Consider the following 15,294-nt stretch of genomic DNA (forward strand, 5'->3'; position numbering starts at 1 on the left):
TTTAACCCATATTCACCGAAGAGTTTAACATGCTCAGGATATACTTATACCTTATTCTCGCCGCATCGGTTTCCGCGCTGGCGACAGATATGATCGTGCCCGCGCTGCCCCTATTACAAAAAGCGTTTACTACCGATTATTCGGCTATTCAGTTAACCATTAGTGGTTTTCTGGTGATATACGCGGCGAGCCAGTTATTATCAGGATTTCTTGGCGAAAAGCTGGGTAAATTACGCGTACTGACGGCCAGCTTTTTGCTTTTCCTCGCGGGCAGCCTCCTCTGTTTTATGTCCGATAGTTTAATGATGCTGTTGGCCGGCAGGGCATTACAGGCCCTGGGCGCCGGCGCCGGGCCGGTCCTGTCTAAAGCTATCGCTAAAGAGACGTTCTCCCCGCTAACGCTCAAGCGCGCGCTTTCCGATATTTCTTCCGCCAGCGCGGTGGTTCCTCTTATTGCGCCGCTGGCCGGCGCCGCGCTCCTCGGCTATCTGAGCTGGAATTGGATATTCCTGGTTATGGCCCTGTTTAGCGTCGTCACCCTTGTGCTCTCTCCGCGTCGCCTTAAGCAGCATGATGCGGCCGCGGCGCCCTCCTCTTCCGGGTTTATCACCCCGGCATTTATTCAGGGTACGCTGCTGGTTTCGCTGATTCTGAGTTCGCTGTTTTGCTATATCTCGCTGTCGCCGGCCATTTTTATGCAGCAGCTGGGGCTAAGCACCATGCACTACTCGCTGCTCTTTTCTGCTTCCGTATTATTTTTTATTATTGGCAATCAGATCGCCAAATTCGAGCGAATAATTAACCCGTGGACTTTATTTATCCTGAATGCGCTGGCGGTTACCCCATTTATTATCGGCAGCCACTCATTACTATTATGCATCGCCGGCTCGATGATTTTTAACCTCACCCTTGGCGCCTATTACCCGAGCGCGAATTTTATCGCACTGCAAATCAAAGGCAGCAAAACAGGTATTGCGGCGTCCGTCACCGGATTTATTCAAACGGTGAGCGCCGGCGCCATCAGCTATTTCGCCGTAAAACTAACGGATACCGGTATGGGGTTTGACAGAACCCTCGGTGCAAGCACGTTAACGCTGGCAATTCTGTCTCTTCTGGTAGTCACGACAATGAAGGTAACGCAATGGAAAACTGGCAAAAAAGGAAAATAGACAGGTCGCTAAAATATCAGACCCGGGTATTCTCTGAACATATTAATGAACTGGTCGCGGTAAAAAGGGACGGCAAGGTCATCACCCTCGAAGATGGCAGAAAAATGGTGGAATTTGTCTCATGCTCTTATCTTGGGCTAGAGACTCACCCGGCGCTGAAAAAAGCGGTTGTCGACGCCATTGAGCGTTTTGGCGTGCAGGTTTCTGTCGCCAGAACGCGGGTAAAAGTCGATCTGTTCCCGCAGCTGGAAGCACGACTGAACGACATCATGCATGGGGCTCATACTCTGACGTTTAACGCCGTGACCCCTTGCCATATCGCAGTGCTGCCGCTGCTGGCATCCGGGACGCTGCCGCATTTTACGTTCAGCAAAAAAACCTATTTTATTATGGAGAAGACCGCGCACGCGACGTTGCAGATCAACCGCGGGCTTTTACAGCAGTTTGGGGAAGTCGTCAGAATTGATTTTCAGGATAAGGCGCGGATTGAAGAGGCTTTTCGCTATGCAGCCAGCCAGGGATTAACGCCGATCTCGGTATCAGACAGCGTAGGCTCAATGGGCGGCGTCGCCCCCGTCGCGCATATTGTCCGCCTGGCGCATCAGTATGACGGCTACGCGTATATAGACGATGCGCACGGCACCTCCATCTACGGAGAGTACGGTTCCGGATACGTTATGTCATGCCTCGGCCATCGGCTTGACGAACGTATTATTATCGCCGGCTCGCTATCTAAAGCCTTTGGCTCACACGGCGGATTTATCGCCTGTCGCGACGCTGAGACCATCAAATTTATTAAGACCTACGGCACAACCTACGCCTTTGGTGGGCCGCCTTCATTGCCTGGAATTGCCGCCTGCGTAGCCGCCGCCGATCTCCACCTGGACGGCACCGTCGCTGCCCGCCAGGAGAAGCTTCAGAACGTCATTCGCTATTTTGACGAAGTTTTCGGCAAGATCGACATCGTTAACCGGGGTACGACGATGCCGATTCGGGGGATCCTGATTGGTAACGAAGATCTCGCCATCACGATGTGCAAAAAACTGCACGATCGCGGCTTCGCGACGACCGTGGCGATGTATCCAACCGTTGAAGAAGGGCACGCCATTCTGCGCTGCGCATTGTCGGCGCTCCACGAGAGCGGGCAAATCGACGACTTCCATAAAAACTTCAGAGAATCATTGGCTGAAGCCACGAAATAAATAGCTGCTGCCGGCCTGCTTCGGCAGGCCGCCTACGGATGCTGGTCTCTTTTGGATGTATTGCCGTTTTAGCCTCTCTAATGTCAGCCTCAATCGGTTTGAGTGATTATCTCGAGGATATGCTGAACAAAATTAACCGCCGGGGCTCACGCCCGCTGGCCATATTTTGACCTATTTTCCTGCCGCGCTGGCCTGTATTTGCCCCGCAAGGATTTTTGTCTGCCCTGGCCTTTGCCGGCATCTCGCTGGTGCTGTGGAGTATATTATTGCCGCCTTATTTACTCATTAAGGCCAGGCGTTCCGCACTGCCGGCGGTATATTTTTTCCCGGCAAGTAACTTCATCCTGAAAATGATTATTGCCGTTGGAGCCATACTCTGGCTACGGATGATTTACGCTTTTCTTTAATAAAAAAGAACCGGGATAACCCGAATATTCAAAAACTCCCGGTTTTACCAATCTGACAGCCGAACAATACACCATGGGAGCCAATATTCATCGCTATATTCAGGCGTGATGAAAAGCGCCGCGGACTGCGGCGCTTTTCTCTGCTTTCGGACGGTCACGCCAGGCGCTCGTTGAGCAGGCAGGCGAGCGCCTTAATGTTGTTCAGCATGGCGCCGGGCTTCAGGACGGATCCTGAACCAGATCGCATACATCGCGGGCAAGAACACCAGCGTCATGACGGTTCCCCCCAACGTCCCGCCAATCAGGGTATAGGCGAGCGTCCCCCAGAACACCGAATGGGTCAGAGGAATGAACGCCAGAACGGCGGCCATGGCCGTCAGTAAGACGGGCCTGGCTCTCTGCACCGTCGCTTCGATGACCGCATGGTACGGATCGAGACCTTCTTTCTCATTATGGTGAATCTGCCCGATAAGAATCAGCGTATTACGCATCAGAATGCCCGAAAGCGCAATCAGCCCGACGAGGGCGTTGATACCAAATGGCTGATTGAAAAGCAGCAGCGCGGGAACCACGCCGACAAGCCCGAGCGGAGCGGTAAGAAATACCATAACCATGGCCGACATTGAGCGCACCTGCACAATGATGATCAGCAGCGTCAGGGCGATCATGATGGGGAACAGCGGCGCCATCGCCCGGGTGGCTTTAGCCGATTCCTCAATCGACCCCGCCATTTCGATGCGGTACCCTGGCGGAAGCGAGTCCACAATCGGCTGCAGCTGTTTCATGATGGAGGCGGAAACGTCCGGCGGCTGAAGATTGTCGGCAATATCCCCCCGCACGGTAATCGTGGGCGTTCTGTCGCGGCGACGCAGTAAAGGATCTTCCATTCTGACCTCCACCTTCCCGATTTGCGCGAGCGGGATGCGCTGGCCCGCATTGCCGACCAGGCTAAACCCCTCAATTTTGGCCGGATCCAGACGTATATCCCCCGCGGCGCGCCCCGTCACCTGCACCGAGCGAATATCTTCCCGCACGGCGGTGATGGGAATGCCCGATAGCAGGAACTGGAGCTGCTGAGCAACGGCATTGGACGTTAAGCCGGTTGCCTGTAGACGGTCCTGATCGAGGGTGAAATGCAGTGTCGGCACGCGCGATCCCCAGTCGGTGTTGACGGTCCTCATCATCGGGCTTGCCTGCAGCACGCCCTTAACCCGGTCCGCGATGTCGCGCAGCGTATCGGTATCCGGCCCCATCACTCGCCAGGCGACCGGGAAAGGGGAATACGGGCCAAACACCAGTTGCGTCACGCGAACGCGTGCTTCAGGCGCCAGTCCGCTGGCCACGGCTTGCCGCAGCCGCAATTTGAGCGCATCGCGTGATGCCTGGCTGTCCGTCAATATCACTATTTTGGCAAACGACGGGTCGGGAAGTTCGGGGGCCATCGCCAGGTAAAAACGCGGTGAACCCTGGCCAATGTAGGCGGTAACTATCCTGGCTTCCGGCTGTTTTTCCAACCAGTCCTCTATTTTGGCCGTTGCCGCGCTGGTCTGCTCAATCGAGGTGCCATAGGGCATCTGCACTTCAACGAGCACTTCCGGGCGGTCAGAGGTGGGGAAAAACTGTTTTTTCACCAGCCCCATCCCCATGACCGCCAGCGCGAAAAGCGCAATGACGGAACCGGCCACCAGCCATTTCCTGGCGATAACGCGGGTCAGCAGGCGGCGAAAGCGGTTATAGCGCGGCGTGTCATAGATGGCGGTATGCCCCCCTTCTACCTTTGCGATATCCGGCAGCATTTTCACCCCCAGATAAGGGGTGAAAACAACGGCGACCAGCCATGAGGCAATCAGGGCGAGGCCGACAATCCAGAACATATTGCTGGTGTATTCCCCGGCGGTGGACTGGGCGAAACCATTCGGCATAAAGCCGATAGCCGTGACCAGGGTACCGGCCAGCATGGGCGCGGCGGTATGGCTCCAGGCGTAGGCGGAGGCTTTGATTCTGTCGTAGCCCTCCTCCATTTTCACCACCATCATTTCGATGGCGATTATCGCGTCGTCAACCAGTAAGCCCAGCGCAAGAATCAGGGAGCCCAGCGTCACGCGGTCAAAGTTGATACCGGCGGCCTCCATCACCAAAAAAACAACCGCCAGCGTCAGGGGAACCGCCGCCGCGACCACGACCCCCACGCGCCACCCCATGCTGACAAAACAGACCACCATCACCACGAGCAGGGCGACGAAGAATTTGATCATAAACTCATCGACTGCGGCGCTGATATTCACGGACTGATCGGTGACTTTCGTCAGGGTCATCCCCAGCGGCATACTGGCATTGATTTTTGCCGTTTCGGCATCCAGCGCTTTACCCAACGCCAGCCCATTCCAGCCTTCACGCATCACGATCCCCAGCAGCAGCGCCGGTTCATGTTGATTACGAATCTGCAAAGTGGGCGGATCTTCATAACCGCGTTCTACCGTTGCCACGTCGGACAGCTTGAGCGTTTTACCCTGAGCAATAAATGGCGTATCGCGGATCTTCTGCAATTCATCGAAAGCGCCATCGAGGCGGATAAAGATCTGCGCGCCGCGCGTTTCAATTGAACCTGCCGCGGTTAATGCGTTCTGGTTATTCAGCGCATTGAAAATATCCTGCGGCGAGAGCCCCATGGTAGCCAGACGCTCATGGGAGAAGGAGATATAAATCCGTTCGGCCTGTTCGCCGATAATATTGACTTTCTTGACCCCCGGGACGTGCAGGAGCTGCTGGCGTAACGTTTCGGCATCGCGGACCAGCAGGCGCTGCGGTTCTCCTTTCGCTTTCAGCGCAAACAGGGCGAAAGTGACGTCGGCAAATTCATCATTTATCATCGGCCCCGTCACGCCGGCGGGGAGGTTTCTGCTTTCATCGCCAAGCTTCTTCCGCGCCTGGTAGAACTCTTCCTGCACCTGTGATGGCGGCGTATTGTCCTGGAGTGAGAGCGTGATAAAGGCCATGCCGGGCCGGGTATAGGTTTCCGTGCGGTCATACCATTTGAGCTCCTGCAGGCGTTTTTCCAGCGGCTCAGCCACCTGATCCTGCATCTCCTGCGCGGTCGCGCCGGGCCAGACGGTGATAACCGTCATTTGCTTAACCGTAAAGGGGGGATCCTCCGCTCGCCCGAGGCCAAAAAAGGCGTAAATACCGGCGATGGTCACCAGAATAATTAAAAACAGCGTGACCGAGCGCTCGCGCACCGCAAGCGCTGACAGGTTAAAGCGGCCCTGGCTCATGGTTTGTCCCCCGTCCGGGCCGTATCCGGTTGCCCGGCCAGGCGGACAGCCTCGCCCTCGTGCAGAAGATGCGCCCCTAGCGCAACGATCTTCTCACCGGGCTTCACCTCGCCCGTTACCTGCGCCGCCTCCTCGCCCACGCTCAGCACCTTGACGGGCTGCCATGCGACCCTGGCTGGCTGCGCGGAGATCCGCCAGACGCCCGGTCCCTTGCCCGCATCATAAAGCGCGGCCAGCGGCACCTGCATGACCTGGCTTTCCCCACTCTGTTTTTTGATGTGCAGCGTTACTGTCGCCCCCAGCGGCGCGTTGGCTAACGGGCCTTCCAGCACGTACCGCGCCTCAAAGGTACGGGTGGTGGCATCGGCGGCATCGGAAAGCAGGCGCAGTTTTGCGGCGACGGGCTGCGTTTCGTCGCCATAGCGCGTCGCCAGCGCTTCGCTGCCGATGGCGGGGCGCAGCGTCTCCGGCAGCTGTACCAGCGCCTCACGCTGCCCCGCTCTGGCCAGCCGGATCACCGCCTGCCCGGCACTGACAACCTGACCGGGTTCGGCAAGCGTCTCCATCACCACGCCGTCAGAGTCGGCCAGCAGCACGGCATAGCCCGTGGCATTTTGCGCCACGTTTGCCTGCGCCTGGGCTGCGCTGAGATCCGCTTTCGCGGAATCTGCCGCCGCTTTAATCTGGTCATACTCCGAGGCGGAGACTGCGCCAGCGCCAACGAGGCCACGGTAGCGCGCCTCATCGCTGATGGCTTTTCGCGCGCGCGCCCTGGCGGCGTCAACGGCCTGTTGCTGAGCCACGGCCTGCAGCTTCAGGTCGGCGGGATCCAGCCGCATCAGCGGCTGACCGCGCTTAACGCTCTGGCCAGTATCAACAAAGCGTTCAAGGATCTTACCCTGCACTCTAAAACCAAGATCGCTTTGCGTTCTTGCCACCACCACGCCGGTATAGGTGCGAGAGGTATCGTGCGCGAGTTCTACGGATGCTGATCTGACGAGCGGCGGCTGGGTGCGCGGATCGTCACTCGAGGCGTTATCACCGCAGGCCACGAGGGCCAACGGCAGAAGACAAGCGGCAAAGCGGGCTGAATGAAGCCTGAGCATGGGAAACCCTTAATCAAATAACAGGATGGTTTCCGCATTCTCAGACTAGTGACCAATAAAGTCAATGGTCACAAATCAGGGGGCCAGGCTTCTTAAAATCAGCGATGAGAGAAGAACCGCCGCCGTTGGGGCCGTTTCGAGATTAAACTGCAGTTGAACAGGATTTATGAAGGGGCACATCACCATATATATCGCATAAGTGGCTTCATCAAGGGGGGTTTTCCTTTCGAACTCCCCGGCCTGCCTGCCTTCGACAAGAATGCTCTCAATCAGCTTTAACAGCCGTTCCGCATACCTTTCTGTTGAAGGCCACTTCTCCCGCGAGGCGACGGCGGCAATATCGTAGAGTTTACGATCGTGAAAAAAGAGTTCGCTCCCCGCTTCGGTGAGCGCCCGGAAGAGGCGGCGTAATTTTTCGCTGGCTGACGGCGCGTCAGCCACCGCTGAGAGTACCGCGGCCATGATCATTTCCAGGCGGTTAGCGCAGATCACTTCGCCGATAGCCTGTTTGGATTCGAAAAACTTATAGATATAAGATTTTGAAAAACCGATAGATTTAGCCAGCTCCGCCACGGTGGTTTTTTCATAGCCGTAATGCCCGAAATGCTCAAAGGCGGCGTCGACGATTTGCTCCCGGACGCTGTGATCGAGCGGGCCGCGTGATGATGGGACGTTCATATTCTTAGTCATTTTTTCAGCTTAGCGTGATGCGCCTTGATTGACAACCAGTGACCATTTTAGAATTAAGTCACGATTTCGACTTGTTTCAGGATCGCGCAATATCATCCTCACAGGTGACGGCACCTGCCCGGAGCGTCCGCGTCAGGCGACATACGCTGTTGGGCCAGATTCGGATGCTCCCCGAGCAAAATTGTACCAGACAAAATCCTTTGCCAACAAAAGCATCGGCTCCGTGGATGACTGCTTAACTCAACCTCAACGCAGAGTTAAATATCAGGCGGACGTCAAGTCGGCGCCTGCTGTTCAGAAAGGTATTTTTGCCGCCATTTAGCCGGAGATACGCCGTACAGCTTCCTGAAGGCTTTAGAAAAATGCAGCTGATTTTCATAGCCAACGGAAATGCCCACGACTTTAATCGCCGTAGCGCTGTTTTTCAGCAGGCTCACTGCGATATTCATACGAAAATTAAGCAAGTATTCCCTGGGGCCGATACCGTAGGCGCCTTTGAACAATCGGCAGAGGTAGCTGCGATTGATATTGCAATAGGCGGCCAGGCTATCAACCGTCAGATGTTCGTGGTAGCGATTTTCAATTTTTTTGATCGCCCTTTGCAGATGCCGGGTTTTGTCATCAGGGAGGGAAGCCTTTTCGCCGGGCGTATTGCTGATTAGCGAAGAAAAGAAGAGATAGCACAATCCCTGCACCTTCAGCGGATGCTCATCGCCATGTTCGACAATTTGCCGCAGGTAGCCAGAGGCGCTGGAGTCGTCTTTATTCAGGTTGGGTCGATAAACCGGAGATTGCCGGCTAAGATGACACTCCTCGAAAATTCTGGCGGCAATCAGCCCATCGACCTCAAGCCACATATAATGCCACGGATCCCTATTATCAGCGCAGTAGGTTGTCACCTCATGGGGATGAATCAGAAACCCCTCCCCGGCGCCGACAGGAAAAGCGCCAAACTCACTGTAAAATGTGCCGGTTCCACTTATCACATAATGAAATAGGTAATGCTGGCGGACTGCGGGGCCAAAGCGGTGTCCCTTATGACAATTCTCCTCGCCGTACTGGTACAAATTCAATTCGATATTGTCGGTATGATTAAGGGTAAAAGTCTTGTGCATCAGTCGCGCTCTCTCTTTTTCACCCACGTTATCAGAGATGCCTGCAGTAAAGTCACCGTGTTTCAGCCAGATTCGGAGCTGGCTCACACTTTCATAGCGACATCATTTTTCGCCATACCAATATCACATTTAGCCATATTTCCTGTTCATGCCGCAGCGTACATTCTGCCTGGTGAAAACAGCAGGAAAGGAGAAATACCATGATTAAAGTGACATTTATGGGCGCAGGCAGCACCATTTTCGCCAGGAACGTACTCGGCGACATTATGACGACGCCGGCGTTGAAAGAGGTGGAGATTGCGCTGTACGACATCGACAGCGCCCGTCTCAATGAATCCCTCGCCATGTTGAATAATATCAACCGCAATACCAATGCGGGCAGAGCGAAGATCGCCGCCTACCTTGGCGTTGAGAACCGCCGCGCGGCGTTGAAAAACGCCAATTACGTGGTGAATGCTATTCAGGTTGGCGGCTACGATCCGTGCACCATCACCGATTTCACGATCGCGAAAAAATATGGTCTGCAGCAGACTATTGCCGATACCCTGGGCATTGGTGGTATCTTCCGCGCGCTGCGCACCCTACCCGTGCTGTTTGATTTCGCACGGGATATTGAAGCCGTATGCCCGGACGCCTGGCTGCTGAACTACACCAACCCGATGGCCACGATAACCGGCGCCATGCTGCGCCATACGGAAGTAAAAACGGTAGGACTCTGCCACAGCGTTCAGGTATGTGCTGAAACGCTGTTGAAAAGCGTGGATATGCCAACCGACGACGTGCAATTTCATATCGCGGGTATTAATCACATGGCCTGGCTGCTGGACATTCGCCGTCACGGCGAGGATTTGTACCCGGAAATCAAGCGCCGGGCCAGCGCCCTGCAGGGCAAGCATGATGATATGGTGCGCCATGAAATCATGAAAACTTTCGGCTATTACGTCACCGAATCGTCAGAGCACAACGCCGAATATATGCCTTACTGGATCAAACGCAGCTACCCGGAGCTGATTGAACGCTTCAATATCCCGCTGGATGAATATCCGCGCCGGTGTATTGAACAGATTGACCAATGGCAGCAGCAGAAAGTAGCGCTGACCCATGACACCAGCCTGACCCACAGCCGTACCCATGAATACGCGTCTTACATCATCGAAGCGATGGAAACCGATCGGCCTTACAAAATTGGCGGTAACGTGCTCAACACCGGCCTGATTACCAACTTACCTTCCGAGGCCTGCGTCGAAGTCCCTTGCCTGGTCGATGGCCAGGGCGTCACGCCGTGCTACGTCGGCAATTTGCCGGAGCAGCTGGCAGCGCTGAACCGGACCAACATCAATACTCAGCTGTTGACCATCGAAGCGGCGGTGACGCGCAAACGCGAAGCCATCTACCATGCCGCCCTGCTCGACCCGCATACTTCCGCAGAGCTGTCGATCGATGACATCCGCAAACTGTGCGACGAACTTATTGAAGCACACGGCAGCTGGCTTCCCGCCTACCATTAATCGCTCTGCTGATCTGCTACCTCCTGATAACTCACCAGGCGCGGCGTTTTCCGCGCCGTTCCCCATGTTTACTCAAAGAACAGGAGGTTTTGTCTTTTCGGCGCTGTCTGTTTTTCTATTTTTGATAAATCTCTTCGCATCGATTTTTCTGCGGCGGCTTTGCCGGGGCTATCGGAAAGGAGATTAAGATTCAGCCTTACCAGGTACGTAACAGGCTATTTTGTTTTTCTTGCGATATTCACCGGGCGGCAAATGAAAATGACGCGTAAATAATCGGGTGAATGTTTGCTGCGAGTCATAGCCGTAGCGCAAACCAATACTGTAAATATTCTCATCGGTCTCGCGTAAATCGCGGGCCGCTGAGTCCAGTTTTTTATTACGGATATAGCGCCCGAGGCTCTCGCCTCTATATTGCAAGAACAAACGCTGCAGGTACCATTTGGAATACCCTGAATAACGGGCTATCTGTTCTATACGCAGTGGTTTATGTAAGTTATTGTCGATCCAGTCAATGATGACGGCTATCACTGTTTCGGAAATAAACATGTTGCCTCCCCTTCTGAATGCTGCCGGTTTTATCAAGATAGTTTTTGCGTAAGGTATGCACATCATGTTGTCACCGGCACAGCGTGAAGCTCAGGGCACTAATAACCCTTTCATTATCAACGACAGACCGAATTCGAACGCAGTATCCGGATGGGGATAAACCAGCGATTCGATAGAGGGACTTCCTGGCGATGTCTTTGATAAAATTTGCTTACCATCACCGCCCGAGCGGGACTGCTCCTCTAATACGCATCCCAGGGTGTATTCACTCAGAGTGAGTAATATCATTGCGGCGTCGGCCTCAGTGAAACCGACGCGCGCAAGATACGCCACCTTGGGACGAAACGTATCCCCTCCCACCCGGGCCGGTGATGTCCCGGCATGTAACAGGGCGCCGTCCCGATGGGCGAGCAGAGCGCGCCGGAAACTACGGGCGTTATCCGCCAGCCAGTTTGCCCATTCAGCAATATCTTCGGGGACAGGCAGGGAATGGTGTTTGGCTAAAACCGCGGAAGCCATTTCTTCAAGTAAACTGGCCTTGTTCTTAAAATGCCAGTACAACGTCGCTGATTCCACCCCCAGTTTTTGTGCCAGCTTACGGGTCGTAATAGCTTCGAGGCCGACCTCATCTAATAATGCTAATGCTGCCTCAATCACCTGATCTCGCTGGATTTTCGCCATGATATTCCCCCTTTATTGATGCATCAAACCGGCCAGTGGTCTGTGAAGCGCCATTTTGTCTGAACTCAGCGCCTGGCGGAATCTTTAATGCAAATAAATCTATCATTGATAGGTTTATTGATCAATGATAGATTTCTTCGCACATCGTCCTTAGGGGGCTTTTTATGAATATCAATCAAGACAAGCGGGTCAAGGAAACAACCCATCCGCGACCGATAAACGCCATACCTCCGATGCTGTGGATGCAGGCGGCCATCATCACCCTGGGGGCGTTTGCAACGATGCTCTCATCAACGATGCTGAGCGCGGCGCTGCCCGCGATGGCCGCCGGCCTTGGCGTGACGGACACGGCAATACAATGGATAGCAACGGCGTATCTTATGGCCCTTGCGGCAGGCGTTCCGCTTAGCGCATGGGCGGCCAGGCGGTTTGGCGCTACGCAGCTTTGGCTCTATGGCCTTATTTTATTTGCGATTTTTTCGGCAGTTTGCGCCCTTTCCCCGCGTTTTGAGGTGCTGCTTGCCGCAAGAGTTATGCAAGGCCTGGCAGGGGGATTACTCGTACCGGCAGGGCAAACGATCCTTGGTCTGGTCGTCGGACGCGAACGTCTGGGGCGGGTGATTGGCACGATTGGCGTGGCGATCGTCATTGCTCCCTTGCTGGGAACATCGCTGGGCGCGGTCCTGCTTGAAATCTGCGGATGGCGAGGATTATTTTGGATCACGGTGCCGTTCTGTCTGTGCGCCTATCTGGCCGGATGGAAGCTGCTTCCCCGTCCAACAATAAAAACTGACAGGCCCCTCTCCCTGGACTGGCTGGGACTGGCGCTGGTCTTCTGCAGCCTGCCGATGCTGATGGAAGGCATGAAAGAGCTCAGCCTGAATAGTGGTAAATATGGCTGGAACGTCATCATGCTCAGCGTGGGCGCCCTATTCACCTGCTTGTTTATTTATCGCTCTTTGCGCATTGAGTCCCCCTTACTGCATCTCGAGCTTTTCAAGCATCGGGGTTTCACTTTATCTGCCGTATTGATGGCTATCGGCGGCGCGGTGAATTTTGGCGGTCAGTTCCTGCTTCCTTTATATTTCCGCGACGTTTGCCATGTAACGCTTGCTGAAGTGGGCCTGCTTCTCACCCCTCAGTTAATCGGCTCGGCGATAGGATTTCCGGTAGCCGGCTACTTCTCTGACAAGCTGGGGCCACGAACGGTGCTTATCATTGGCGGTTTGCTCGCGGCATTTGCCACATTGCCACTGACAATGATTGATGCGGGAAGTCGCTATACGCTTGTGGGGGGCGCAATAGCGGTCAGAGGGTTCGGTTTAGCCCTGGCAACTGTGCCCGCGATGGCTGCGGGCCTGGCTATGGCTGGCAGCCGTCACGTCGCTGATGCCGCACCTGTTCTGAATATCCTCCAGCGCGTTGGGGCGATGGCGGGCGCGGCGCTGGTGACCGCCTGCTACGTCAGATTTGCCCATACCCGGGGGAGCTTAGCCGCGTTTCACCACGCCGGGTGGCTACTTACCGGCGGGGCCGTACTGCTCGCGCTTTGCGCATTATTTATGGTGAACCATTCCACTTTAACAACGCCGGAAGAATAAACCCGTTAAACAGAAAATGAATCGCTGTCAGACCCGCTCCCAATGCCTGCTGGTTAAATTTGCAGAAATGGATTTCGTTGCCTGCAAAATAAACAATTCGGAGCGGCTGATAGGCAGTCATGCCAGCCCGTTGCGAACCGGCTGGCATGGCGCACTCTCGCTGGCTAAATCGCGCCGATCAATCCCCCGTCAACCCGAATCACCGCGCCGGTAATGTAGCTGGCAGGCTGGCTTGCCAGAAACGCAGCGACGGCGCCGTACTCCTGCGGTTCGCCATAGCGCCCGGCCGGAATGCTCTGACGACTCTTTTCGGCGACCGCTTCCGCACTGCTGTTTTCCCGTTGCGCCTTGAAAGCATCCAGCTGACTGACGCGGTCGGTCGCGATGCGCCCTGGCACCATCACATTCACCGTCACGCCGTCGCCAGCCACTTCGCTGGCGAGGGTTTTCGACCAGCCGAGCAGGCTCATGCGCAGCGCGTTCGACAGGGCGAGGCCGGGAATGGGGGTTATCACGCCGGATGAAGTGGTGGTAATAATGCGTCCCCAGCCGCGGCTGCGCATGGCGGGCAGGAGTTTATCGGTGAGCTGAATCAACGAGGCGACCATGACTGAAAACTGCTGTTGCCAGACGGCGCCATCCGTCCCCTGCGCCGGTGCGGGCGGCGGACCACCAGAGTTGTTAACCAGAATATCGATATCGCCCCACCGCTCGCGGATATCGGCAATCACTCGATCAAACTGCTCCGGGGCGGCGAGATCCAACCGCCAGGCGCGGGCAGTACCGCCCAATAAGGTGATACGTTCCACCGTTTGCGCCAGTTTTTCCGCGCTGCGGCCGGTGACCGCCACCTTCACCCCTTCCTGCGCCAGGGACAGGGCAATAGCCTGTCCCAGACCACTTCCGGCACCGCAGACCAGCGCCACACGTTGTTGTATCTGAAAATCCATAAGTGCTCCTGATTGTATTTTCAGAAGCAATATGTGCAAGAGCGATGCCAGTTATGCGCGGGCGTTTTTAACATTGACCTGGTCAAAGGCGTATTGCAGATGCGTTCTCATCAACTCTGCCGCCTGTTCCGGCTTGTTCTCTCGCAGAGCATCGATGATGGCAACATGCTCTTCACACCACGCTTTTACGCGGCGCTTATTGTGATAGCTGCCAAATTCCAGCAGACGGCGCAGCCGGTTTTGTTGCTGAATGGCCTGTAACACGAACAGGTTGCCGCTGGCTTCTGCCAGCAGCTCGTGAAACTCAGCGTCGGTTTCGAAAATCTCTTTTGCCGGCACCTGCGTAATGTCCGGGTGGGTGATGAGCCGCAGATGCCGGGCGCGCAGGCGTTTAAGCATCTGCCTGTCCACATGCAGGCCGGGCGTCAGCAGCGCCGTCGGTTCAATCATCAGGCGAAAACCGTAGCTGTTGCGCAGGGCGACATCGGAGTTGAGGGTTTGCAGGAAGCGCCAGCCGTGCCCCGCGTTACGGGCAATCAGGCCGTCCTCCGATAGCTTCACCAGCGTACGGGTCAGCACGCCGCGATCGACATCATAGCGCTGGCTGATTTCGGTCTGGGTAAACGATTCCGGCAGCGCACCCGCAATACGATCGTGTACCAGCTGCTCGTACAGCTTCTGGTCATTGCTCTTGGACTGCTCAATCTCCAGCAGCTCCAGCTCATTGCTGCGTTTAAGCAGGAAAAAGCCCTGATTCGGACGCGCTTCAACCACCCCCATTCGGGTCAACTCTTTTAGCCCGGCGCGCACCGGCGTACGCGACACGCCCAGCGCATCGGCAAGATGTTGCTCCCGTAAATGATGACCTGGATCGAATTTTGCTTCGGATATCAGGTCGAGTATTTGCCGGGCGATCCGGCGACTGCTCGCAGTGGAGTCAGGCTGCATGGAGAACGGTTCCCTAAAATGCATTGTTGTGATCGATATATACAATATCACGGGCAACAAAACGCAGCAAAACAAAGCAAGGACTGCACGATTAGCGTG

General features: G+C 55.4%; 13 protein-coding genes. 5 read left to right on the forward strand and 8 right to left on the reverse strand.

What is annotated here, in order from left to right:
- The first annotated feature begins 29 nt into the window (after positions 1-29).
- The 3 genes from ABLU88_RS19190 (at position 30) to ABLU88_RS19200 (ending at position 2,778) form a co-directional block, all read left to right on the forward strand.
- On the forward strand, positions 30-1,169 hold the full coding sequence (locus tag ABLU88_RS19190) for an MFS transporter (RefSeq protein ID WP_048263153.1): 1,140 nt from the start codon (positions 30-32) through the stop codon (positions 1,167-1,169).
- Entirely contained in the window at positions 1,142-2,371 is a 1,230-nt protein-coding gene (locus ABLU88_RS19195) for an aminotransferase class I/II-fold pyridoxal phosphate-dependent enzyme (RefSeq protein WP_348837610.1), read from the forward strand. The genes ABLU88_RS19190 and ABLU88_RS19195 overlap by 28 nt, the downstream gene beginning before the upstream one ends.
- A gap of 179 nt (positions 2,372-2,550) precedes the next feature.
- On the forward strand, positions 2,551-2,778 hold the full coding sequence (locus ABLU88_RS19200) for an aromatic amino acid transport family protein (RefSeq protein WP_277395117.1): 228 nt from the start codon (positions 2,551-2,553) through the stop codon (positions 2,776-2,778).
- A 191-nt stretch (positions 2,779-2,969) separates the two neighbouring features.
- Here ABLU88_RS19200 and ABLU88_RS19205 read toward each other — a convergent pair whose 3' ends face one another.
- The 4 genes from ABLU88_RS19205 to ABLU88_RS19220 form a co-directional block, all read right to left on the reverse strand.
- Positions 2,970-6,050 (reverse strand): efflux RND transporter permease subunit, encoded by a 3,081-nt coding sequence (locus ABLU88_RS19205; protein WP_048263160.1) that lies wholly within the window; start codon positions 6,048-6,050, stop codon positions 2,970-2,972.
- Positions 6,047-7,156 (reverse strand): efflux RND transporter periplasmic adaptor subunit, encoded by a 1,110-nt coding sequence (locus tag ABLU88_RS19210; RefSeq protein WP_200913724.1) that lies wholly within the window; start codon positions 7,154-7,156, stop codon positions 6,047-6,049. Before ABLU88_RS19210 ends, ABLU88_RS19205 begins: the two co-directional genes overlap by 4 nt.
- 75 nt (positions 7,157-7,231) lie before the next feature.
- On the reverse strand, positions 7,232-7,846 hold the full coding sequence (locus ABLU88_RS19215; RefSeq protein ID WP_014838012.1) for a TetR/AcrR family transcriptional regulator: 615 nt from the start codon (positions 7,844-7,846) through the stop codon (positions 7,232-7,234).
- A 275-nt stretch (positions 7,847-8,121) separates the two neighbouring features.
- Complete coding sequence (locus ABLU88_RS19220) at positions 8,122-8,961, reverse strand: AraC family transcriptional regulator (protein WP_046877475.1); 840 nt, start codon at positions 8,959-8,961, stop codon at positions 8,122-8,124.
- Between the two features lie 200 nt (positions 8,962-9,161).
- On the opposite strand from ABLU88_RS19220, the gene ABLU88_RS19225 reads away from it, so the two are divergent.
- Positions 9,162-10,469 (forward strand): alpha-glucosidase/alpha-galactosidase, encoded by a 1,308-nt coding sequence (locus ABLU88_RS19225; protein WP_064377365.1) that lies wholly within the window; start codon positions 9,162-9,164, stop codon positions 10,467-10,469.
- A gap of 183 nt (positions 10,470-10,652) precedes the next feature.
- Here the strand turns inward: ABLU88_RS19225 and ABLU88_RS19230 are convergent, their stop codons facing one another.
- Together ABLU88_RS19230 and ABLU88_RS19235 are read right to left on the reverse strand one after the other, a co-directional pair.
- Positions 10,653-11,015: a RamA family antibiotic efflux transcriptional regulator gene (locus ABLU88_RS19230; protein WP_154920327.1), complete on the reverse strand. Its 363-nt coding sequence runs from the start codon at positions 11,013-11,015 to the stop codon at positions 10,653-10,655.
- 90 nt (positions 11,016-11,105) lie between these two features.
- Complete coding sequence (locus ABLU88_RS19235) at positions 11,106-11,696, reverse strand: TetR/AcrR family transcriptional regulator C-terminal domain-containing protein (protein WP_025106185.1); 591 nt, start codon at positions 11,694-11,696, stop codon at positions 11,106-11,108.
- A 164-nt stretch (positions 11,697-11,860) separates the two neighbouring features.
- Between ABLU88_RS19235 and ABLU88_RS19240 the strand changes: the two genes are divergently transcribed.
- Positions 11,861-13,297, forward strand: coding sequence for a DHA2 family efflux MFS transporter permease subunit (locus tag ABLU88_RS19240; RefSeq protein WP_154920325.1), 1,437 nt, complete (start codon positions 11,861-11,863; stop codon positions 13,295-13,297).
- A 164-nt stretch (positions 13,298-13,461) separates the two neighbouring features.
- Here ABLU88_RS19240 and ABLU88_RS19245 read toward each other — a convergent pair whose 3' ends face one another.
- Both ABLU88_RS19245 and ABLU88_RS19250 read right to left on the reverse strand, forming a co-directional pair.
- Complete coding sequence (locus ABLU88_RS19245; RefSeq protein WP_064375155.1) at positions 13,462-14,247, reverse strand: SDR family oxidoreductase; 786 nt, start codon at positions 14,245-14,247, stop codon at positions 13,462-13,464.
- Between the two features lie 51 nt (positions 14,248-14,298).
- Positions 14,299-15,195 carry a GntR family transcriptional regulator gene (locus tag ABLU88_RS19250; RefSeq protein WP_154920323.1) on the reverse strand — a complete coding sequence of 299 codons (897 nt, stop codon included), beginning with the start codon at positions 15,193-15,195 and terminating at the stop codon, positions 14,299-14,301.
- Positions 15,196-15,294 lie beyond the last annotated feature (99 nt).

The sequence above is a fragment of the Klebsiella sp. GW_Kp182 genome (assembly GCF_040062275.1).
Taxonomy (GTDB): Bacteria; Pseudomonadota; Gammaproteobacteria; order Enterobacterales; family Enterobacteriaceae; genus Klebsiella; species Klebsiella michiganensis.

Bases quoted from the DNA above. Each gene is read 5' to 3' on its own strand.
- ABLU88_RS19190 (WP_048263153.1), top strand. From the start codon at position 30: ATGCTCAGGATATACTTATACCTTATTCTCGCCGCATCGGTTTCCGCG.
- ABLU88_RS19195 (WP_348837610.1), top strand. From the start codon at position 1,142: ATGGAAAACTGGCAAAAAAGGAAAATAGACAGGTCGCTAAAATATCAG.
- ABLU88_RS19205 (WP_048263160.1), bottom strand. From the start codon at position 6,050: ATGAGCCAGGGCCGCTTTAACCTGTCAGCGCTTGCGGTGCGCGAGCGC.
- ABLU88_RS19210 (WP_200913724.1), bottom strand. From the start codon at position 7,156: ATGCTCAGGCTTCATTCAGCCCGCTTTGCCGCTTGTCTTCTGCCGTTG.
- ABLU88_RS19215 (WP_014838012.1), bottom strand. From the start codon at position 7,846: ATGACTAAGAATATGAACGTCCCATCATCACGCGGCCCGCTCGATCAC.
- ABLU88_RS19220 (WP_046877475.1), bottom strand. From the start codon at position 8,961: ATGCACAAGACTTTTACCCTTAATCATACCGACAATATCGAATTGAAT.
- ABLU88_RS19225 (WP_064377365.1), top strand. From the start codon at position 9,162: ATGATTAAAGTGACATTTATGGGCGCAGGCAGCACCATTTTCGCCAGG.
- ABLU88_RS19230 (WP_154920327.1), bottom strand. From the start codon at position 11,015: ATGTTTATTTCCGAAACAGTGATAGCCGTCATCATTGACTGGATCGAC.
- ABLU88_RS19235 (WP_025106185.1), bottom strand. From the start codon at position 11,696: ATGGCGAAAATCCAGCGAGATCAGGTGATTGAGGCAGCATTAGCATTA.
- ABLU88_RS19240 (WP_154920325.1), top strand. From the start codon at position 11,861: ATGAATATCAATCAAGACAAGCGGGTCAAGGAAACAACCCATCCGCGA.
- ABLU88_RS19245 (WP_064375155.1), bottom strand. From the start codon at position 14,247: ATGGATTTTCAGATACAACAACGTGTGGCGCTGGTCTGCGGTGCCGGA.
- ABLU88_RS19250 (WP_154920323.1), bottom strand. From the start codon at position 15,195: ATGCAGCCTGACTCCACTGCGAGCAGTCGCCGGATCGCCCGGCAAATA.